This window comes from Pseudomonas sp. G166 (genome assembly GCF_037027455.2).
GTDB lineage: Bacteria > Pseudomonadota > Gammaproteobacteria > Pseudomonadales > Pseudomonadaceae > Aquipseudomonas.
Window position 1 is genome coordinate 2,357,919 of the sequence record NZ_CP146985.1, and the last position, 19,902, is coordinate 2,377,820.

Below are 19,902 nucleotides of genomic sequence, written 5' to 3' on the forward strand. Positions count from 1 at the left end.
GCTCGCTCCCACGGGGGATCTTTGGCGAGCGCAGATTGTGTGCTCACAACGGCCCAGATGTGGGAGCGAGCCTGCTCGCGATAGCGGCCTGCCAGACACCACCGAAATATCAGGATCATTCATGAGTACACCCAAACCCCGCATCGCCCTGATCGGCGAGTGCATGATCGAGTTGCAACAACGCGCCGACGGCAGTCTGCAACAAAGCTTCGGCGGTGACACCCTGAACACGGCGGTGTACCTGTCCCGCGCGCTGGGCGACCGGGGCTCGGTTGACTATGTCACCGCCCTGGGCGACGACAGTTTCAGCGATGCCATGTGCGAGCAGTGGGCCGCGGAAAACATCGGCCTGGAACGGGTCCAGCGGTTGCCCGGGCGCTTGCCGGGTTTGTATTGCATCCAGACCGATGCGGCGGGTGAGCGGCGGTTCCTGTACTGGCGCAACGAGGCGGCGGTACGCGATTGCTTTACCACCCCGGCCGCTGGGGCGATTCTTGCCGCATTGGTGGATTACGATGTGCTGTATTTCAGCGGCGTCACCCTGGCGGTGCTCGGCGAGCAGGGGCGGGCCAAGCTGATCGAAACCCTGGTCCAGGCGCGTCGGCGCGGGGCCCAGGTGGTGTTCGACAACAACTACCGGCCAAGGCTCTGGACCTCGGTCGAAGCGGCCCGTGCGGCCTATCGCAGCGTACTGCCCTACGTGGAGTTGGCGCTGTTGACGGTGGACGACGAGCAGGCGCTGTTCGGGTATGCCGACAGCGAGGCGGTGTTCGCCGCGTACGCGCAATTCGGCACCCCGGAGGTGGTGCTCAAGCGCGGCGCCGAGGCCTGTCTGATCCGTTGCGATGGCCAGTCTTATGAAGTGCCTGCCCGCCGGGTCGAGCGGGTGGTGGACACCACGGCGGCGGGGGATTCCTTCAGCGCCGCGTACCTGGCAAGTCGCTTGCTGGGTGGCAGCCCGACGGAGGCCGCCGAGGCTGGGCATCTGCTGGCGAGCCGGGTGATCCAGGTGCCTGGGGCGTTGATGCCCAGATAGAGGAGACACAGAACCTGTGGGAGCGAGCTTGCTCGCGATAGCAGTGTGTCAGTCGACATGGATGCTGGCTGATCCGGCGCTATCGCGAGCAAGCTCGCTCCCACGGGGAAACTGGGTACTCGTCAGTCCCGGTAAAACACCTGCACCAAGTGATAGCCGAACTTGCTCTTGATCGGCCCATGCACCACCCGCAGCGGCTTCTTGAAGATCACCGCATCGATTGCGCCGACCATCTGCCCTGGCCGTACTTCACCCAGGTCGCCGCCGCGTTTGCCGGACGGGCAGGTGGAGTATTTCTTGGCCAGCACATCGAAGGCTTCGCCCTTGGCGATGCGTTGCTTGAGCTGTTCGGCTTCTTCGGCGGTTTTCACCAGGATATGGCGGGCTTGGGCTTTCATTACAGCGCGGACCTGAACGTAACGGGCCGGCGATTATGCCTCAAGTCAGCTGCCATGGTTGATCATCGTCCGAATCTTGTTCGCCAGCAGGTCGAGGGTGAAGGGCTTGGCGACCATATCCATGCCCTGTTCGAGGAAGCCCTGGCGTTCGGCAGCTTTCTGCGCATAACCGGTCATGAACAGCACCTTCAGGTCGGGGCGGTGCTGGCGGGCGATTTCCGCCAGTTGCCGACCATTCATGCCCGGTAGGCCGACATCGGTCACCAGCAAGTCGATGCGCTGGTCTGATTCCAATAGGGGCAGGGCTGTCTTGGCATCCTGGGCCTGCAGGGCGGTATAGCCCAGGGCATCCAGCAGATCGAGGACCAGCATGCGCACCGCCGGTTCGTCTTCCACCAGCAACACGGTCTCCCCGGCGAGCGCTGCCGGTACGTCGACCGTTTCTGGCGCCACGGGCTGTTCGGCGGGCGTGATGTGCAGCCGCGGCAGGTACAACTGCACCCGGGTGCCCTGGCCTGGCACGCTGTCCAGGTTGAGGTGACCACCGGATTGCTGGGCAAACCCGTAGATCATCGACAGCCCCAGGCCGGTGCCCTGGCCGATGGGCTTGGTGGTAAAGAACGGGTCGAAGGCCTTGGCCAGCACGGAGGGGGTCATGCCGCTGCCGTTGTCGCTGACGGCAATCATCACGTAGTCCCCGGCTTTCACTGGCTCCAGGGTGCTGATGTCATTGCCGTCGAGGTAGACGTTGGCGGTTTCGATGGTCAGTTCACCGCCGTCGGGCATGGCGTCCCGGGCGTTGATCACCAGGTTGAGCAAGGCGTTTTCCAACTGGCTGACATCAGTGTTCACCGGCCATAGCTCGTCTGCCAGTTGCAGGCGCAGCAGGATGTGATCGCCGGTGGTACGGCTGAGCAGGTCTTCGAGTGAGTGCACCAGGTCGTTAGGGTCCAGCGGCTTGCGGTCCAACGACTGGCGTCGCGAGAAGGCCAGCAGTCGGTGGGTCAGGGCGGCGGCGCGGTTGGCCGAGGACACCGCCGCCTCGGTGAAACGACCGATCTCGGCGGCACGGCCATTGGCGATGTAGCGTTGCATCAGGTCGAGGCTGCCGAGAATGCCGGTGAGCATGTTGTTGAAGTCGTGGGCGATGCCGCCGGTAAGTTGGCCCACTGCTTCCATTTTCTGGGCATGGCGCAACGCTTCTTCGGCACGTTCGCGCTCGAACATTTCACTTTGCAGACGATGGTTGGCTTCGGCCAGTTGCTGGGTGCGGGCGATGACCCGTTCTTCCAATGTTTCGTTGAGGTTGCGCAAGGCCTCCTCGGTTTTCTTGCGCTCGGTCTCGTCGATCACAAAGATGTAGAAACCGTTCACTGCGCCGTCCGAACCGTGGCGGGGCAGGTAGTTGACCAGTGCATGGCGCTGGCGACCGTCGCGATGGTCCGACTGTACGGTGAAGCTGCACGGCTTGCCCGCCAGGGCGCCGGCGATCTGTTCGGCGCGGCTGGCGTAGGCTTGCTCGCCGAGCACTTCGCGGACGGTCTTGCCGTACAGTTCCTGGGGTGTCAGGCCGTACCAGTCCAGGTAGGCACTGTTGTTCAGTCGGAAACGCTCTTCGCGGTCCACGTAGCTGATGAGAATCGGCATGGCATTGATGATCAGCTGTAGCTCGGTCTGGCTCTGGCGCAGAGCTTGCTCGGTGCGCTTGCGTTCGCTCAGGTCCAGGGCCGCGCCAAGAAAGCGCTTGGGCCGACCGTGGCGATCCTTGTAGCAACGACCGCGCACGAACACCCAGCGCAGCTCACCATCGGGCCGCAGCAAACGGTATTCCTCGGCGTATTCGGTGCCATGGGTGATGCAGTGCTTGATGCTGCGAGCCACCATGGCCCGGTCTTCGGGGTGTACGCCTTCGAGGTAGGCGCTGATGGGCAACTGGCGTGACAGGCTCGGATCGACGCCATGAAGCAGGGCGAAATGTTCATCGGCAATGAAGCGATCTTCGCTGATGTCCCAGTCCCAGGTACCCAACGCATCGGTGGCGGCCAGGGCCAGTTGCAAGCGTTCCTCGCTTTCATGTTGGGCCTTGAGGCTGGCCTCGGAGCGCCGTTCGAACTCCTGGGCCAGCTTTCGCCGTTCGCTGGTTTCAATGGCTGTGATCAGGATACCGGCGACGCTGGCGCTTTCGTCGTGCACGGGGCTGTAGGTCAGGTCCAGCCACAGGTCGCAGAGGCGGCCGGCGAAGGGCAGGCGCCATTGCTGATCGCGGCTGCTGTACGTGCGATCTTGCAACACGCGGTGATAAATCGGTTCGCTGACGGCTTTGAGTTCGGGCCATGCGGTATGGGTCGGCAGACCGAACGCCTGCGGATGCTTATCGCCGGCCAACCGGGCAAAGGCGTCGTTGTAGAAGTGGATCAGTTGCGGGCCCCACAACAAGGCCATCGGCATCGGGCAGTGGAGCATGATGTCCACGGCGGTACGCAGGCTTTGCGGCCAGTCTTGCGCGGTGCCCAGCGGGCTGCGGGTCCAGTCCAGTTGGGTGATCAGGCTCTGTATGTCGCTGCCGGAGGGTATCGCGTTCATGACAGCCCCCCTGGAAGTCGTGTCGGTGCCACGGCGTCTACTATCCTCTGAAGAAGGTAAGCGCGGGTTGATCTGAAGGGTTTCATGCTCGGTTCAGCTTGTTTCAATTGATGTCTCGCGGAAATTTCAGTCCATGGAAATCGATCCATTGTTGCGAATCCTGGCAAGCCAGGATGGCTCCGATCTTTACATGTCCACCGGCGCGCCGCCGTGCGCGCGATTCGAGGGCGTGCTCAAGCCCCTGGGTAACCAGGCATTCAAGGTCGGCGAGATCGCCGGGCTCGCCGAGTCTTTGATGGACGCCGAACAGCGCCTTGAGTTCGATCGGGAGTTGGAAATGAACCTGGCGATCTCCATGGCCGGTGTCGGGCGCTTCCGGGTCAATATCTTCAAGCAGCGCAACGATGTGTCGATGGTGATACGCAACGTCAAGCTGGACATTCCACGTTTCGAAGACCTGAAACTGCCACGGGTGCTGCTCGATACCATCATGCAGAAGCAAGGGCTGATGCTGTTCGTCGGGGCGACAGGGTCAGGCAAGTCGACCTCCCTGGCGGCGCTGATCGATTACCGCAATCGCAACAGCAGCGGCCACATCATCACCATCGAGGACCCGGTGGAGTATATCCATCGGCATAAGAAATCAATCATCAACCAGCGGGAAGTCGGTGTCGACACCCGCAGTTTTCATGCCGCCCTGAAAAACACCCTGCGCCAGGCGCCGGACGTGGTGCTGATCGGCGAAATCCGTGATCGCGAAACCATGGAACATGCCCTGGCCTTCGCCGACACCGGGCATCTGGTGATCTCCACGCTGCATGCCCACAACGCCAACCAGGCCCTGGACCGAGTGATCAATTTTTTCCCGGAAGAGCGCCGGCCACAGTTGCTTAATGACCTGGGCAACAACCTCAAGGCCTTCGTTTCCCAACGCCTGGTGCGCACCCGCACCGGCCAGCGTCGGGCGGCGGTGGAGGTCATGCTGGGCTCGCCCACGGTGGCCGACCTGATCCGCCGCAATGAGCTGGGCGAGCTCAAGGGCATCATGGAAAAATCCGAAGAGTTGGGGATGCAAACTTTCGATCAGGCGTTGTTCAACCTGGTGGTCGAGGGGGCGATCGATGAGGAAGAGGCGCTGAAAAACGCTGATTCAACGAACAACCTGCGCTTGCGGCTGAAGTTGCATGCCGAGACGGGCGCGGTGCCGCCACCTGATCCGGCGGCGGGTGAGTGGGGGTTGGTGGATTAATTGGCTTCAGGCAAACCGCGTTATCGTTCATCGCGAGCAAGCTCGCTCCCACAGGGGATCTGCGGCGATGACAAATTCCGTGTTCACAGCGGGCCCGTGTGGGAGCGAGCTTGCTCGCGATGAGGCCCTAGTGACTGACAAAGCTTTCAAAGTCAGGTAGCGAGCTCCACTCGCCCCCGAAACTGCTCCAGTGCCTCAGGATTAGCCAGGGCATCGGTATTTTTCACCACCTCGCCATGCACCATATTGCGCACTGCCAGTTCGACGACTTTGCCGCTGATAGTCCGGGGAATGTCCGTCACCGCCAGAATTTTCGCCGGCACATGCCGTGGCGTGGTGTTGGTCCGGATGACTTGGCGGATCTGTTGCTCCAAGGCTTCATCCAACATCACCCCGTCCCGCAGGCGTACAAACAGCACCACCCGCACATCGCCTTGCCATTGCTGGCCGATGGCGACGCTGTCCAGCACCTGCTCGACCTTCTCCACCTGCCGATAGATCTCCGCCGTGCCGATGCGCACGCCACCGGGGTTGAGCACGGCGTCGGAGCGTCCGTGAATCAGGAAGCCGCCGTGGGCCAGTTCTTCGGCGTAGTCCCCTTGGGCCCACACCCCGGGAAATTGGCTGAAATAGGACGCACGAAGTTTCTCCTGCTGGGGGTCGTTCCACAAACCGATGGGCATGGCCGGAAAATGCCGGGTGCACACCAGCTCACCTTTCTCGCCGATCACTGCTTGGCCGGCCTCGTTCCAGACCTGCACCGCCATGCCCAGGCTCTTGCCCTGCATCTCGCCCCGACGCACCGGCGACAGCGGGTTGCCGTTGACGAAGCAGGAGACAATGTCGGTGCCGCCGGACATCGAGGCCAGGCAGACGTCGGGCTTGAAGTCGCGGTACACGTAATCGTAGCTATGAGGCGCCAAGGCCGAGCCAGTGGACAGGATGGTCTTCAGGCTACCCAAATCATGGCTCTGCCGAGGCTTCAGGCCCTGGTTCTCCAGGGCCGCCAGGTATTTGGGGCTGGTGCCGAACACGCTGATGCGCTGCTGGTCGATCAGGTCCAGTAACCGTTCGGGGCCGGGATGAAACGGCGAGCCGTCATAGAGCACCACCGCACTGCCCACGGCGAGGGCCGACACCAGCCAGTTCCACATCATCCAGCCGCAGGTGGTGTAGTAGAACAGCCGGTCCTCGGGGCTGAGGTCGACGTGCAGGCCATGTTCCTTGACGTGTTGCAGCAACACGCCGCCGGTGCCGTGGACGATGCACTTCGGCACGCCGGTGGTGCCGCTGGAATAGAGGATGTACAGCGGATGATCGAAGGGCACGCCGATGAAGGCGGGTTCGCCGCCGCTTTGATAAAACGCGTTCCACAATGCGACGTTGGCTTGGGTCTTGAAATCCTCGATGCCTGTATCTGGGCGGGCATAGGGCAGCACGATCAACTGCTGCAACGACGGCAATCGCTCGAGGATTTCATTGACCTTGGCACGCTGGTCGATGACCTTGCCGGCATAGCGATAACCGGCGCAGGTGATCAGTACCTTCGGCTCGATCTGACCGAAGCGGTCGATAACCCCCTGGGTGCCGAAATCCGGCGAAGAGCATGACCAGATCGCCCCCAGGCTGGTGGTGGCGAGCATGCCCACCAGGGTCTGCCAGGTATTGGGCATGCAGGCAGCCACCCGGTCGCCCTGGGTCACGCCAGCAGCTTGCAGGCTTCTTTGCAGGCCGGCGACGTGGGCGGCGAGTTCGGCCCAGGTCAGGTGTTCCTGGTCACCGTTCTCGTCGAGTGCCACCACCGCGACGGCCTCGTCACGGCGGCGCAACAGGTGTTCAGCGAAGTTAAGGGTCGCCCCCGGGAACCAGCGGGCACTGGGCATTTGCGGGCCTTCCACCAAGACATCGGTCGGCGCTTGTTGAAAGCCGATCTCGAAGAAATCGACGATGGCCTGCCAGAAGGCTTCACGCTGGTCGATGCTCCAGGCGTGCAGGGCGGGGTAGTCGTTCAGTTGCAGGTGATGCCGCGCGTTGACGAACTGGCGAAAGGCATTCATGCGCGACTGGGCGATGCGTTCGGGGGAGGGTTGCCAGAGGATGTCGGACATGGGGTGCCTCTTGTTCTTTTGTCGGGCCTGACGATCGTTCCTACGCTCTGCGTGGGAATGCCTCTGGGGACGCTCCGCGTTCCGCTCTTGGGACGCAGAGCGTCCCTGTCTGCATTCCCACGCAGAGCGTGGGAACGATCAGTATCCAGTAGTGAGGGTTACTGAGCCAACCACCCACCATCGATATTCCACGCCGCGCCGCGCACCTGGCTGCCGGCTTCGCTGCACAGGAATAGCACCAGTTCCCCCAGTTGCGGTGGGGTGACGAATTCCAGGGACGGCTGTTTCTCGGCCAGCAGGTCATGCTGCGCCTGTTGTGGATCGACGCCTGCGGCAATGCGGTCGTCGATCTGCTTCTGCACCAGCGGCGTCAGCACCCAGCCGGGGCAGATGGCGTTGCAGGTCACGTTGCTGGTGGCGGTCTCCAGACCGACCACTTTGGTCAGGCCGATCACCCCATGTTTGGCCGCGACATACGCTGCCTTGCCCACCGAACCGACCTGACCGTGTACCGAGGCGACGTTGATGATCCGCCCCCAACCCTTGGCACGCATGCCTGGCAGGCTCAGGCGGGTGGCGTGGAACACCGAGGACAGGTTGATGGCGATGATCGCGTCCCAACGTTCCACCGGAAAATCTTCCACGGCGGCCACGTGCTGGATCCCGGCGTTGTTCACCAGGATGTCCACGCCGCCGAACTCACGCTCGGCGTAGGCGAGCATGTCGGCGATCTGCGCCGGGTCGCTGACGTCGGCTGGATGATGGCCGACCTGGCCGCCGAACTGTTTCACCTCGGCGATCACCGCTGAGGCGTCGCCAAAACCATTGAGGATCAAATTGGCGCCGGCCTTGGCCAGGCTCAGGGCGATGCCCAGGCCGATGCCGCTGGTGGAGCCGGTAACCAGGGCGGTCTTGCCCGAAAGAGTTGTCGTCATAGGAACCTCAAACAATGCCAGTGGCGTAGAACACACCGATCACCACGAAAACCGCGAGGGTCTTGATCAGCGTAATGCAGAAGATGTCTTTGTAGGCTTCGCGGTGGGTCAGCCCGGTCACTGCCAGCAGGGTGATCACCGCGCCGTTGTGGGGCAGGGTGTCCATGCCGCCGCTGGCCATGGCGGCCACCCGGTGCAGCACTTCCAGGGGAATGTTGGCGGCGTGGGCGGCGCTGATGAAGCTTTCGGACATCGCCGCCAGGGCAATGCTCATGCCCCCCGACGCGGAGCCAGTGATGCCCGCCAGCAGCGTGACGGTCACGGCTTCGTTGACCAGAGGGTTGGGAATACTCTTGAGCCAGTCGGCCAGCACCAGGAAGCCCGGCAACGAGGCGATTACCGCACCGAAACCGTATTCCGAGGCAGTGTTCATCGCCGCCAGCAAGGCGCCGCCCACTGCGCTCTTGCTGCCTTCGGCCAATTTGCTGCGAATAGCGCGGAAGCCGAACAGCAGGACCATGATGATGCCCACCAACAGCGCGGCTTGCACGGCCCAGATCGCGGTGAGCTTGGCGATGTCGCTGGTCACCGGTGTTGCCATGCCCGGCAGCGCCAGGCTGTGGGTCTTGCCGTACCACAGGGGAATCCACTGGGTGAACAGCAGGTTCATGATCCCTACCGCCAGCAGCGGCGAGACAGCGATCCACGGGTTCGGCAGCTTGATGTCTTCGGCGGTCTCCGGCTCGTTACGCAGTTCGGTGCCGTAGCCCTCACCCACGCGTTGAGCCTTGTGGCGCTGGCGCTGCAAAAACAGCATGCCGAGGCTGAACACGAAGATCGTACCGATCACGCCCAGCCACGGTGCGGCCCAGGCGGTGGTGTTGAAGAAGGTGCTGGGGATGATGTTCTGGATCTGCGGCGTGCCGGGCAGGGCGTCCATGGTGAACGAGAATGCGCCGAGGGCGATGGTGGCCGGGATCAATCGTTTGGGAATATTGCTCTGGCGGAACATCTCGGCGGCGAACGGGTACACCGCGAACACCACGACGAACAGCGACACACCGCCATAGGTCAGCAAGGCGCACACCAGCACGATCACCAGCATGGCCTGGCGCGTACCCAGCAAGCGAATCGCTGCGGCGACGATGGAGCGCGAGAATCCCGACAACTCGATCAGCTTGCCGAACACCGCACCGAGCAGGAACACCGGGAAATACAGTTTGATGAAGCCGACCATTTTTTCCATGAACACCCCGGTGAACGCAGGGGCGACGGCAGAAGGGTCGGTGAGCAGGACGGCGCCGAGGGCGGCGATGGGGGCAAAGAGGATAACGCTGTAGCCACGGTAGGCGGCGACCATCAGCAGCGCGAGGGCTGCCAAGGCAATGATCACACTCATGGTGTGTCTCCTGGATTGTTATTGTTGTGATGAAGCTGTGGAGGGGCTTTAGCGAGTTTTGTGCCAGTTATTTAACTTGTTGAAATATAAGGAAATTATTTGGTTTTGTAGGAACGATCTGAATACTTTGTCTCTGTTTTGAGACTTTCAGGGGCTGTGCGGGCCTCATCGCGAGCAAGCTCGCTCTCACAGGACGACTGTGTGCGACAGGAGAGTGCGATCCACTGTGGGAGCGAGCTTGCTCGCGATGAGCGTAAAGCGCTCTCAAGCAAGGCTGTCTATATCTTGAGAATTAAGTCTCTTTATTGAGACTCCGCAATTCCCAACGCCACCATTTTCTTGTACAAGGTCGACCTTCCCAGCCCTAACCGTTCGGCTGCCTCGACCACCTTGCCCCCGCATTGCGCGAGGGTGGTTTCGATCAACTGCCGGTCGAATCGCGCCCGGGCCTGGCTGAAAGTTTCGTGCGCCAGCGGCTCCAGGCTTGGGCCAGCCGTGCGGGTGACCGGTGCGAAGGTGCCAATGGCCGCACGGATGTCAGCAGCGGTGAGCAGCAGGTTGTCGCTGAGCAGCGCGGCCCGCTCCAGCACATTGCGCAGTTCGCGGATGTTGCCTGGCCAGGCGTGTTGACTCAGCAGGTCGAGGGCGTCGTGGTTCAGTTCGTGCTGGCTGCGCAGCTCTTCGAGGATCGCCTCGCTCAAGGCCGGCAAGTCGTCCAGGCGTTCGCGCAGTGGCGGCACCTGGATCGGCAACACATTGAGGCGGTAATACAGGTCGGCGCGGAACTCTCCGCGTTTGATCGCGGCCTCCAGATCCATGGATGTGGCGGCGATCACCCGCACATCACTTTGCAGCACCTCGTTGGAGCCCACCGGTTCGTACTCCTTCTCCTGGAGCACGCGCAGCAGTTTGCTTTGCAGCGGCAAGGGCATGTCGCCGATCTCGTCGAGGAACAGCGTACCGCCCTGGGCGATCTGCAGTTTGCCGACTCGGCCCTTGCGGTCGGCCCCGGTAAAAGCCCCTGGCGCGGTGCCGAAGAATTCGGCTTCCAGCAGTGATTCGGGAATCGCCGCGCTGTTGATGCTGACGAACGCCTTGTGCGCGCGTGGCGAAGCGCTGTGGATGGCCTGGGCCAGCAACTCCTTGCCGGTGCCGGTCTCGCCGAGCAGCAGCACCGGTGAATCGGCACTGGCGCTACGCCGGGCACGGCGCTTGACCTCCAGGCCGGCGCTGCTGGTGCCGATGAAATGGGCGAAGTTGTATTTGGTTTGCCGTGCCCGCAGCAGCGAGCGGGTGGAGGCCAGTTCTTCCTGCATGCTCAGGTAGCGCTTGAGCATTGGCGACAGGCTGCGCAACTCGTCGAACAAGGCAAAACCGATGGCGCCGATCACCGCGCCGGCGCTGTCGTGGATCGGCAGGCGCATCACCACCAGCGGTTCCTTGGGCGTGTCCTGCATGTCCAGCAGAATCGGCCGCCCGGTACGCACCACTTCACGCAGCAGGCTGCCGGGGATCACACTCTCGCAGGCCCGGCCGATGGCTTCCTGCGCTGAGTTCAGGCCGAAGCGCCGGGCATAACGTTCGTTCATCCAGACAATGTTCGCATCGCGGTCGACAATCACCGTGCCTTCGCTGGACTGCTCGATGATTTCGAACAACGAACGGATCGCCAGCGTGCGTACGCGCTTGTAGTCCTTGAGGCTTTCGGTGGGGTTCATGGTCGAATCCGAATTGTGTATTGCTTGTCAGGCCGCCATCGCGAGCAAGCTCGCTCCCACATTTGATATTCAGCGCGACGCGGGCCACTGTGGGAGCGAGCTTGCTCGCGATGGGCGCGACACGAAGCTACGTCATGCACGGCATTATGCCCACCCCGTATGCGCCGCCGCCAACAGCTCCTTGGTATAAGGATGTTGAGGCGAATCGAACACGTCATGGCTGGCGCCTTGCTCGATCACTTTACCGTCCTTGATCACGATCATGTCGTGGGCCAGGGCGCGGATCACCGCCAGGTCATGGCTGATGAACAGGTAGGTCAAGTCGTACTTCTCCTGGAGCTGGCGGAGCAGGGCGACTACTTGCTTTTGCACGGTACGGTCCAGGGCCGAGGTCGGCTCGTCCAGCAGGATCAGGGCCGGCTTGAGCACCAGCGCCCGGGCAATGGCGATGCGTTGGCGCTGGCCTCCAGAGAACTCGTGGGGATAGCGATGGCGGGTCAGCGGGTCGAGGCCGACTTCCTTGAGGGCCTGGATCACCCGGGCTTCACACTCTTGCGGGCTGGAAGGCTGATGGACTTCAAGGCCTTCGCTGATGATCTGCTGCACCGACATTCGCGGGCTGAGGCTCCCGAACGGGTCCTGGAACACCACCTGCATCTGCTTGCGCCACGGCCGCAAGGCTTTTTGCGACAGTTGATCGAGGGCTTGGCCCTGGAAGCGAATGCCGCCTTCGGATTCGATCAGCCGCAGGATCGCCTGGCCGAGCGTGGACTTGCCGGAGCCGGATTCACCGACAATGCCCAGGGTCTTGCCGCGCTGGATGGACAGGCTGATGCCGTCCACGGCGTGCAAGTATTCCTTGCGCCGGAACAGGCCGCCACCGAGGGGGAAACTGACGCGCAGGTCCTGCACCTGCAACACCTCTTCCCGCTCATCCCGGGGCAGGGCTTCGCCTTCCGGTTCGGCGTGCAGCAGCTCGCAGCTGTAGGGGTGTTTCGGTGCACTGAAGAGAGTTTCGCAAGGCGCCTGCTCGACGATTTCCCCATCTTTCATCACGCACACCCGTTGCGCGATGCTGCGCACCAGGTTCAGGTCGTGGCTGATCAATAACATAGACATGCCAAGCCGTTTCTGCAGCGACTTGAGCAGCAGCAGAATCTTGCGCTGCACGGTCACGTCCAATGCGGTGGTCGGTTCGTCGGCAATCAACAGTTCCGGCTCGCAGGCCAGAGCCATGGCGATGATGACCCGCTGCCGCTGACCGCCGGACAGTTGATGCGGATAGGCCTTGAGTCGTTCGACAGGGTTCTGGATGCCAACCAGGGCCAGCAGTTCCAGAATGCGCTGGCGCGCGGCTGTGCCCCCCAGGCCCTTGTGCAGCATCAGTGTTTCGCCGATCTGCTTTTCGACGCTGTGCAGCGGGTTCAGCGAAGTCATCGGTTCCTGGAAGATCATCGCGATCCGGTTGCCACGTATCTCCCTCAGGGCCGTGGTATCGGCACCCACCAGCTCCTGGCCGCGATAGCGAATGCTGCCGGTGGTGCGGGCTTCTGTTGCGGGCAGCAATTGCAGGATCGAGTGGGCGGTCACCGACTTGCCGGAGCCGGACTCGCCGACCAGGGCCAGGCATTCGCCGGGGCGAATGTCCAGGCAGAGGTTGCGTACCACGGTGTTGTCGTTGAAGGCCACGCTCAGGTCGCGGATTTCGATCAGGTTGTCGCTCATCTCAAGATTCCGCTTCATGATCGTGGGTCGAATGCGTCTCGCAACGCCTCGCCGATAAACACCAACAGGGAAAGAATCAGCGCCAGGGTGAAGAACGCTGTCAGCCCCAGCCACGGCGCTTGCAGGTTCTGCTTGCCCTGGCCGATCAACTCACCCAGCGATGCGCTGCCGGCCGGCATGCCGAAACCGAGGAAATCCAGGGCCGTGAGGGTGGAAATCGCCCCGGTGAGGATGAAGGGCAGGTAGCTCAGGGTGGCGTTCATCGCGTTGGGCAGGATATGCCGTACGATCACCTTGCGGTCGCTAAGCCCCAGGGCTCTGGCGGCTTTGACGTATTCGAGGTTGCGTCCGCGCAGGAACTCGGCGCGAACCACGTCCACCAGGGCCAACCAGGAAAACAGCGCCATGATCCCCAGCAGCCACCAGAAATTCGGTTCCACGAAGCCGGACAGGATGATCAGCAGGTAGAGCACCGGCAACCCCGACCAGACTTCCAGCAAGCGTTGTCCCAGCAGATCCACCCAGCCGCCGTAATAACCCTGCAATGCACCGGCGGCGATGCCGATCAGCGCGCTGATGGCGGTCAGGGCCAGGGCGAACAGGATCGATACTCGCGCCCCGAAGATCACCCGGGCCAGCACGTCCCGGGCCTGGTCGTCGGTGCCCAGCCAGTTCACCGACGAGGGCGGGCTCGGCGCCGGTTGATTGAGGTCGTAGTTGGGCGTGTCGTCGCTGAACGGAATCGGCGGAAACAGCAACCAGCCGCCTTCCTTGTGGATCAGGTTCTGCACGTAGCTGCTGCGGTAGTCGGCCTGGAATGGCAACTGTCCGCCAAATTCCTGCTCGGTATGGCGTTTGAACACCGGGAAATACAGTGAGCCCTGGTAGCTCACCACCAGCGGCTTGTCATTGGCGATCAATTCACCGCCCAAGGTCAGGATGAACAGACCGATGAACAGCCACAGCGACCACCAGCCCCGGCGGTTTTTCTTGAAGCGTTCAAAGCGCCGACGGCCCAAGGGGGAAAACTTGAACATCAGGCGTTCCTCGCGGCGAAATCGATGCGCGGGTCCACCAGGGTGTAGCAGAGGTCGCCGATGAGTTTAATGAGCAGGCCGAACAGCGTGAAGATGAACAGTGAGCCGAACACCACCGGGTAGTCCCGCGACACGGCGGCCTCGTAGCTCATGCGTCCCAGGCCATCGAGGGAAAAGATCACCTCGATCAGCAAGGACCCGGCAAAGAACACACCGATGAACGCCTGGGGAATACCCGAGACCACCAGCAACATCGCGTTGCGGAACACGTGGCCATACAACACCCGTCGCTCGCTCATGCCCTTGGCTCGCGCAGTGACTACGTATTGGCGGGTGATTTCATTGAGGAACGAATTCTTGGTCAGGATCGTCAGGGTGGCGAAGCCGCCGATCACCAGTGAGGTCACCGGCAGCACCAGGTGCCAGAAGTAGTCGGCGATCTTGCCTAGCGTCGACAGCGACTCGAAGTTATCCGACACCAGCCCGCGCACCGGAAACCAGTTCAGCGACGTGCCGCCGGCGAACACCACGATCAGGAACATGGCAAAGAGGAACGCCGGCATGGCATAGCCGATGATGATCGCCGTGCTACTCCACACATCGAACGCGGAACCGTGACGCACGGCCTTGCGAATACCCAGGGGAATCGACACCAGGTAGGTGATCAGCGTGGCCCAGAGCCCGAGGGAAATGGTCACCGGCATTTTTTCCAGGATCAGGTCGGTGACCGTGGCGCCACGGAAGAAACTCTTGCCGAAGTCCAGCCGGGCGTAGCTGCTGAGCATCAGCCACAAGCGCTCGTGGGCCGGCTTGTCGAAGCCGTACTGTTTCTCGATGTCCTTGATCAACTGGGGATCGAGGCCGCGGCTGGCCCGGGAACTGCCGGTCATGGCATTGCCCGAACTGCCGATTGTGGCGCCGCCGATGCCTTGCAGGTGGGCGATGGCCTGTTCCACCGGTCCACCCGGCGCGGCCTGGACGATGACGAAGTTCACCAGCAGGATGATGACCAGGGTCGGAATGATCAGCAGCAGGCGTCGTGCGATATAAGCCCACATCAATGCTGTCCTCCGGGTGTGCCGCGCTTGATGCGTTCGGCGCTCATCTGCTCGTTGGTCAGCGGCGTGGTACTCATTTCCCACCAGCTTTCGATGGCTTCCTCATTACTGGCCTGCACTTTCGGGATACCGAAGCGGTTCCACCACACGGTCGAGCTGCCCGGCGGGTAATAGTTGGGGATCCAGTAGTAATTCCATTGCAGCACCCGATCCAGGGCGTGGGCGTGGCGGAGCATGTCGCTTTTGGTGGTGGCCTTGACCAGCCCGTCGATCAGGGCGTCTACCGCCGGGTTCTTCAGGGCCATGTAATTGTTGGCGCCCGGATCGTTGGCGGCCGCTGAGCCGAAGTAATTGTAGAGTTCCATGCCTGGCGAAGTGCTGACCGGGTAGCCGGTGATGATCATGTCGTAGTCACGACTCATGAGGCGATTGACGTATTGGGAGGCGTCGATGCGCCGGATGCTCATGTCGATGCCAATCTGTGCCAGGGTACGCTTGTAAGGTAGCAGCAGGCGGTCGATGCCGTTCTGGCTGTTCAGGAAGGTGAAGCTCAGCGGTTCGCCCTCGGCATTGACCAGGCGGTCGCCGTCAGGTCGCCAGCCGGCCTGTTCCAACAGCGCCAGGGCTTGCAATTGTTTGTCGCGGATCACGCCGCTGCCGTCGGTTTTCGGCGCCTCGAACACTTGGGTGAAGACTTCGTCGGGTATCTGCCCGCGCAGCGGTTCGAGGATCGCCAGTTCGCCCGCGTCGGGCAGTTGTCGGGCGGCGAGGTCGGTGTTGGAAAAGTAGCTTTGCTGACGCACATAGAGGTTGCGCATCATCTGGCGATTGCTCCATTCGAAATCCCAGAGCATGGCCAAAGCCTGGCGTACGCGGCGATCCTGGAACTGCGGTTTTTGCAGGTTGAACACAAAGCCCTGGGCGGTCTGGGGCGCCTCGGTGGCCAGGTGAGCCTTTTGCAGGCGACCGTCACGCAGGGCCGGGCTGTCATAACCGATGGAATACGCGGTGGCGGAAAATTCGCGATTGTAGTCGTACGCGCCACCGCGCAGGACCTGTCGAGCCACATCGGTGTCGCCGAAGTACTCGATACTGAAATGGTCGAAGTTGTAGAGGCCGCGGCTGACCGGCAGGTCCTTGCCCCACCAGTCGGCATTGCGTTCGAAGGTGATGCTGCGTCCGGAGTCGATCTTGCCCACCCGATAGGGACCGCTACCCAACGGTGCCTCGTAGCCGCCGCCGTTGGCAAAGTCGCGACTCTTCCACCAGTGCTCGGGAAAGACCGGCAGGGTGGCGATGTCCAAGGGCAGGGTGCGGCTTTCATTGTTCTTGAAGTTGAAGCGAACGGTGCGCTCGTCCTCGATCACGACGTCCTTGACCGCCGCGAATTGGGTGCGATAGCGCAGGCTGCCCTGGGTCATCAGCAGCTCGAAGCTGTAGCGCACGTCCTGGGCGGTGATGGGCTTGCCATCAGCGAAGCGGGCCTTGGGGTTAAGGTAGAAACGCAGGGACAGGCCATCGTCGGCGCGTTCCATCTTCTCTGCCACCAGGCCGTAGACGGTGTAGGGCTCATCCAGCGAACGCTGGGCCAGTGGCGAATACAGCAGGCCATCGATCTGGCTGACCCCGATACCTTTGTCGATATACGGCAGCACATGGTCGAAATGGCCGATCTCGATGGCCGAGCGGCGCATGGTCCCGCCTTTGGGGGCCTGGGGATTGGTGTAGGCGAAGTGGCTGAAGCCTGCGGGGTACTTGGCCGGTTCGTCATAGACGGTGAGGGCATGTTGCGGTGCGGCATCCACGCCAGCGACGCCTGTCAGCAGGGCCACGGCAGTGAATAGCAGGGAAGGGAACGCCAGTCGCATTGTCAGCCTTAAAGCCGGGTGATCGATGACCACGATTTGTACGCGAGCGGCGCGTGGATCGCCAGTCCCTCGCGAGACCCAAACACAACGGCCCACCAGAGGGCGGGCCGTTATGCCGATAAACCGGGATCAGTCCTGACGGCTGGTCACTTCCAGCAGGTGGTAGCCAAACTGGGTCTTGACCGGACCCTGGACCACATTGATCGGGGCGCTGAACACCACGGTGTCGAACTCCTTGACCATCTGGCCCGGACCGAACGAGCCCAGGTCGCCGCCTTGACGGCTGGACGGGCACGAGGAGTTGGCTTTGGCGACTTCGGCGAAATCGGCGCCGGCTTCGATCTGGGCCTTGAGTTCGTTGCACTTGTCTTCGCTGGAAACCAGGATGTGGCGGGCAGTGGCTTTGGCCATGGGGAAATTCCTTTCAATATTTTTAAAGGTGATGAGCCTACCGGATTCATTAACGGGTTGTTGTCAAAATTGCGTCAAAACCTTGAACCCAGCGATCAAAGGCCGGCTTTGCGCAAGCGCTCGGCGTGCCGCACATAAAGCTGTACCGGGTCTGTGCCCCTGCGCACCCGATCGCCCGTTTGATTGATGATGTCCATGTGGTCCAAGGGGTAGTCAGAACGAATGACCTTGCCCAAGTGCGAGCTGAAACGCCCGACCATGCCGTCGTTCTGCCCGGCTTCGGTAATGAAATACTCGGAGAATGCCCGGCAGAAAGCCTGCAAGGGGAACGCCGTATTGAATCCTTCGCCCGACGCGTCTGGCAGCGTGCCGCTCCATGAGTAGTAGCGCACGCCGTTGACGATGCCCGGGCCGCTGCTCCCCCAGCTCTTTGGCAAGCCTTGGGGGTATTTATCATTGAATGCCCCTACGCCTTCGGTAGTGAGCGCCGCCAGTGCCGCGACGGCCGTCTGGGGGAGCTGCGCCTGGCCGCTGAGCTGTGAGATGAAGTCGGCGAAAAGCGTGGCCACTTTACTCGCCACAAGCTCTGGCAGGCGCCCTGGGGTCAGGGCCTTGTACAGAAAATCGGCCAGTTCGGAACCGTGGTTCGGGCCGCTGACCGAGGTCACCGAGGCGATCCTGTCGGGAGCCAGCGCCGCGGCATATCGGGCAGCCAATGCGCCCTGGCTATGGCCGATCAGGTTGACCTTGGCGGCGCCGGTTCCACTCAGGACCTGATCCACCTGAGCCAGCAATTGTTCGCCACGGGCTTCATTGGAGTGGGTGGCCGACATATAGGGGATGAACACCCGGGCACCGGTAGCGCGTAATGCCTGTTTGATTCCATGGAAAAGTTCGAAGCCGCCGATCCTGTCAAACCCGAACAACCCATGGACCAACAGGATGGGAAATTGAGTGGTTGCATTCCGTTGCATGTTCGTACCTTTTTCGAAGAGGTTCACGTTGAATTTGCCACCTCACTCTAATTCAGCCCCGTGATGGTCGGTGTAGGAAGAAACCTCAGTGACTTACTGAAAGCGGAATAAAAGAAGCGGGAAGAATCGGATAAGCAGCCGGACCGCGCGCAAGGTGTCGGAGTCCTTCTGATAGCGCCTGACGTATGCAGCTACAGCTTCAAACGCAAGCGACCACTGCCGCTGAGGTCTTGTCTGACTGTGGATTTACAGCGGCTGCGCTTTAATGGGATGTCGGGCACCGTCAGGTAAAAACGGTGCCACTATCCAAGGATTGGAGCCTATACATGAGCACTTACCGAACCGCCCAACGAGCCCGGTTTACATCAACCGCCACGCTACCGGCACCGTCTCTGCCAGCTGCCAAGGCAGGGGTGATCAACCCCGCCTGGAGAAAGGCCGTCATCACCGTCAAGCCTTATCCGCTGATGGCGTGTGGGGACGAACTGTTGCTGTTCTGGCACGGGCTCAACTCAGACGCCCAGGCATATCGACATGAAGTACGACGGTTCGTGACAGAGCGCCAGGTGGGGCGAGACGTGGTTTTCGTCGTGCGCCAAGCCCATATCGCCGAGTTGGATGGCGGCTCGCTGGAGCTCTCCTACCAGGTGACCGGCAAACAATTACCGGCGACGTTGGTTTCAGAAGCCCTGCAACTGGAGATCGGCGACGTGCCATCGCAACTGCTGGCGCCTGTTGCCGATGATGCGGTGGGGGCAAGCCTCGATCCGGCGCGGGTGCCGGAGGGAACCTGTTTGACCATTCGGCCCTATCCCAGGATGGCGGTTGGCGATCGGCTGATCCTGACTGCCAGCAGGGACGCCAAGGCGCTGTGGCGCGATGTGCTGGATATCGAGGCCCATGCGGTCGGTCGTGAGCTGTCGTTCTGGATCGATCATGCGCAAATAGCGCCCCACATCGGCCACCGCCTGAGCCTGGCTTATGTCGTCAGGCGCGGACACTCAGTGCGCCGCGGCGAACCCTTGTCGTTGCACATTGGCCCTTTGGTGCGCCCTGCGTTGAAGGCGCCCCGGCTTCTGGGGTTGGACGGGGGGACGTTGGATCTCGACGATTTGCACGATGGGGTGACGGTCGTCATCGACGGTGCCAGGCTTGAGGCAGGCGAGTTGGTCTGGTTGCAATGCAACGGCAACTATGCCCATGTCGAGGAGCGGGAAATCACCGAGGCCATGGCGGGGCAGCGGGTCACCTTTGTCGTGCCAGCGGCGTACTGGCAGGACCAGCGCGGTCGCTCGGTGCGGCTGTTCTACCAGGTCGAGCGTCTGGATGACGTCAGCCAGCAATCCGGCTGGGTCACGGTCCAGGTGCCCTCCAAGGTGCCGGGCTGAGCGAAGGCCCTCCGA

15 protein-coding genes are annotated in these 19,902 nt (G+C 61.9%); 3 read left to right on the forward strand and 12 right to left on the reverse strand.

All coding sequences use genetic code 11. The features are described from left to right. Positions 1 to 121 precede the first annotated feature (121 nt). Positions 122 to 1,036, forward strand: a complete 915-nt coding sequence (locus SGN16_RS10610; protein ID WP_335943960.1) for a sugar kinase — start codon at positions 122 to 124, stop codon at positions 1,034 to 1,036. Between the two features lie 122 nt (positions 1,037 to 1,158). Here SGN16_RS10610 and SGN16_RS10615 read toward each other — a convergent pair whose 3' ends face one another. Then, positions 1,159 to 1,434: a peptidylprolyl isomerase gene (locus tag SGN16_RS10615; RefSeq protein ID WP_019690952.1), complete on the reverse strand. Its 276-nt coding sequence runs from the start codon at positions 1,432 to 1,434 to the stop codon at positions 1,159 to 1,161. Positions 1,435 to 1,479: 45 nt separating this feature from the next. After that, positions 1,480 to 4,017 carry a PAS domain-containing protein gene (locus SGN16_RS10620; RefSeq protein WP_335943961.1) on the reverse strand — a complete coding sequence of 846 codons (2,538 nt, stop codon included), beginning with the start codon at positions 4,015 to 4,017 and terminating at the stop codon, positions 1,480 to 1,482. Between the two features lie 133 nt (positions 4,018 to 4,150). Here SGN16_RS10620 and SGN16_RS10625 point away from each other — a divergent pair, with 133 nt between their 5' ends. After that, entirely contained in the window at positions 4,151 to 5,266 is a 1,116-nt protein-coding gene (locus SGN16_RS10625; RefSeq protein ID WP_210643908.1) for a PilT/PilU family type 4a pilus ATPase, read from the forward strand. 152 nt (positions 5,267 to 5,418) lie between these two features. Here SGN16_RS10625 and SGN16_RS10630 read toward each other — a convergent pair whose 3' ends face one another. From SGN16_RS10630 to SGN16_RS10675, 10 genes are all read right to left on the reverse strand, one after another. Further along, on the reverse strand, positions 5,419 to 7,374 hold the full coding sequence (locus SGN16_RS10630; RefSeq protein WP_335943962.1) for an acetoacetate--CoA ligase: 1,956 nt from the start codon (positions 7,372 to 7,374) through the stop codon (positions 5,419 to 5,421). 158 nt (positions 7,375 to 7,532) lie between these two features. Then, positions 7,533 to 8,309 carry a 3-hydroxybutyrate dehydrogenase gene (locus tag SGN16_RS10635; RefSeq protein ID WP_210643912.1) on the reverse strand — a complete coding sequence of 259 codons (777 nt, stop codon included), beginning with the start codon at positions 8,307 to 8,309 and terminating at the stop codon, positions 7,533 to 7,535. 7 nt (positions 8,310 to 8,316) lie between these two features. Beyond that, entirely contained in the window at positions 8,317 to 9,708 is a 1,392-nt protein-coding gene (locus SGN16_RS10640; RefSeq protein ID WP_210643914.1) for a GntP family permease, read from the reverse strand. Between the two features lie 302 nt (positions 9,709 to 10,010). Continuing rightward, the gene (locus tag SGN16_RS10645) at positions 10,011 to 11,426 is read right to left on the reverse strand and encodes a sigma 54-interacting transcriptional regulator (protein ID WP_335943963.1); all 1,416 of its coding nucleotides are present in this window, start codon (positions 11,424 to 11,426) and stop codon (positions 10,011 to 10,013) included. A gap of 144 nt (positions 11,427 to 11,570) precedes the next feature. Beyond that, the gene (locus SGN16_RS10650; protein ID WP_335943964.1) at positions 11,571 to 13,151 is read right to left on the reverse strand and encodes an ABC transporter ATP-binding protein; all 1,581 of its coding nucleotides are present in this window, start codon (positions 13,149 to 13,151) and stop codon (positions 11,571 to 11,573) included. A gap of 14 nt (positions 13,152 to 13,165) precedes the next feature. After that, positions 13,166 to 14,188: an ABC transporter permease gene (locus tag SGN16_RS10655; protein WP_210643920.1), complete on the reverse strand. Its 1,023-nt coding sequence runs from the start codon at positions 14,186 to 14,188 to the stop codon at positions 13,166 to 13,168. Next, positions 14,188 to 15,246 carry a microcin C ABC transporter permease YejB gene (locus SGN16_RS10660; RefSeq protein ID WP_210643922.1) on the reverse strand — a complete coding sequence of 353 codons (1,059 nt, stop codon included), beginning with the start codon at positions 15,244 to 15,246 and terminating at the stop codon, positions 14,188 to 14,190. The genes SGN16_RS10655 and SGN16_RS10660 overlap by 1 nt, the downstream gene beginning before the upstream one ends. Continuing rightward, complete coding sequence (locus tag SGN16_RS10665) at positions 15,246 to 17,114, reverse strand: extracellular solute-binding protein (RefSeq protein ID WP_210643924.1); 1,869 nt, start codon at positions 17,112 to 17,114, stop codon at positions 15,246 to 15,248. The genes SGN16_RS10660 and SGN16_RS10665 overlap by 1 nt, the downstream gene beginning before the upstream one ends. A gap of 129 nt (positions 17,115 to 17,243) precedes the next feature. Continuing rightward, the gene (locus SGN16_RS10670) at positions 17,244 to 17,525 is read right to left on the reverse strand and encodes a peptidylprolyl isomerase (protein ID WP_016774509.1); all 282 of its coding nucleotides are present in this window, start codon (positions 17,523 to 17,525) and stop codon (positions 17,244 to 17,246) included. A gap of 95 nt (positions 17,526 to 17,620) precedes the next feature. Continuing rightward, positions 17,621 to 18,499: a triacylglycerol lipase gene (locus tag SGN16_RS10675; RefSeq protein WP_210643926.1), complete on the reverse strand. Its 879-nt coding sequence runs from the start codon at positions 18,497 to 18,499 to the stop codon at positions 17,621 to 17,623. Positions 18,500 to 18,825: 326 nt separating this feature from the next. Here SGN16_RS10675 and SGN16_RS10680 point away from each other — a divergent pair, with 326 nt between their 5' ends. Beyond that, on the forward strand, positions 18,826 to 19,887 hold the full coding sequence (locus SGN16_RS10680) for a hypothetical protein (RefSeq protein ID WP_335943965.1): 1,062 nt from the start codon (positions 18,826 to 18,828) through the stop codon (positions 19,885 to 19,887). Positions 19,888 to 19,902: the final 15 nt, after the last annotated feature.

Excerpts from the sequence above, each read along its gene's own strand:
- SGN16_RS10630 (WP_335943962.1), bottom strand. The coding sequence starts at position 7,374 with ATGTCCGACATCCTCTGGCAACCCTCCCCCGAACGCATCGCCCAGTCG.
- SGN16_RS10625 (WP_210643908.1), top strand. The coding sequence starts at position 4,151 with ATGGAAATCGATCCATTGTTGCGAATCCTGGCAAGCCAGGATGGCTCC.
- SGN16_RS10610 (WP_335943960.1), top strand. The coding sequence starts at position 122 with ATGAGTACACCCAAACCCCGCATCGCCCTGATCGGCGAGTGCATGATC.
- SGN16_RS10680 (WP_335943965.1), top strand. The coding sequence starts at position 18,826 with ATGAGCACTTACCGAACCGCCCAACGAGCCCGGTTTACATCAACCGCC.
- SGN16_RS10660 (WP_210643922.1), bottom strand. The coding sequence starts at position 15,246 with ATGTGGGCTTATATCGCACGACGCCTGCTGCTGATCATTCCGACCCTG.
- SGN16_RS10655 (WP_210643920.1), bottom strand. The coding sequence starts at position 14,188 with ATGTTCAAGTTTTCCCCCTTGGGCCGTCGGCGCTTTGAACGCTTCAAG.
- SGN16_RS10670 (WP_016774509.1), bottom strand. The coding sequence starts at position 17,525 with ATGGCCAAAGCCACTGCCCGCCACATCCTGGTTTCCAGCGAAGACAAG.
- SGN16_RS10665 (WP_210643924.1), bottom strand. The coding sequence starts at position 17,114 with ATGCGACTGGCGTTCCCTTCCCTGCTATTCACTGCCGTGGCCCTGCTG.
- SGN16_RS10650 (WP_335943964.1), bottom strand. The coding sequence starts at position 13,151 with ATGAGCGACAACCTGATCGAAATCCGCGACCTGAGCGTGGCCTTCAAC.
- SGN16_RS10615 (WP_019690952.1), bottom strand. The coding sequence starts at position 1,434 with ATGAAAGCCCAAGCCCGCCATATCCTGGTGAAAACCGCCGAAGAAGCC.
- SGN16_RS10675 (WP_210643926.1), bottom strand. The coding sequence starts at position 18,499 with ATGCAACGGAATGCAACCACTCAATTTCCCATCCTGTTGGTCCATGGG.
- SGN16_RS10635 (WP_210643912.1), bottom strand. The coding sequence starts at position 8,309 with ATGACGACAACTCTTTCGGGCAAGACCGCCCTGGTTACCGGCTCCACC.
- SGN16_RS10640 (WP_210643914.1), bottom strand. The coding sequence starts at position 9,708 with ATGAGTGTGATCATTGCCTTGGCAGCCCTCGCGCTGCTGATGGTCGCC.
- SGN16_RS10645 (WP_335943963.1), bottom strand. The coding sequence starts at position 11,426 with ATGAACCCCACCGAAAGCCTCAAGGACTACAAGCGCGTACGCACGCTG.
- SGN16_RS10620 (WP_335943961.1), bottom strand. The coding sequence starts at position 4,017 with ATGAACGCGATACCCTCCGGCAGCGACATACAGAGCCTGATCACCCAA.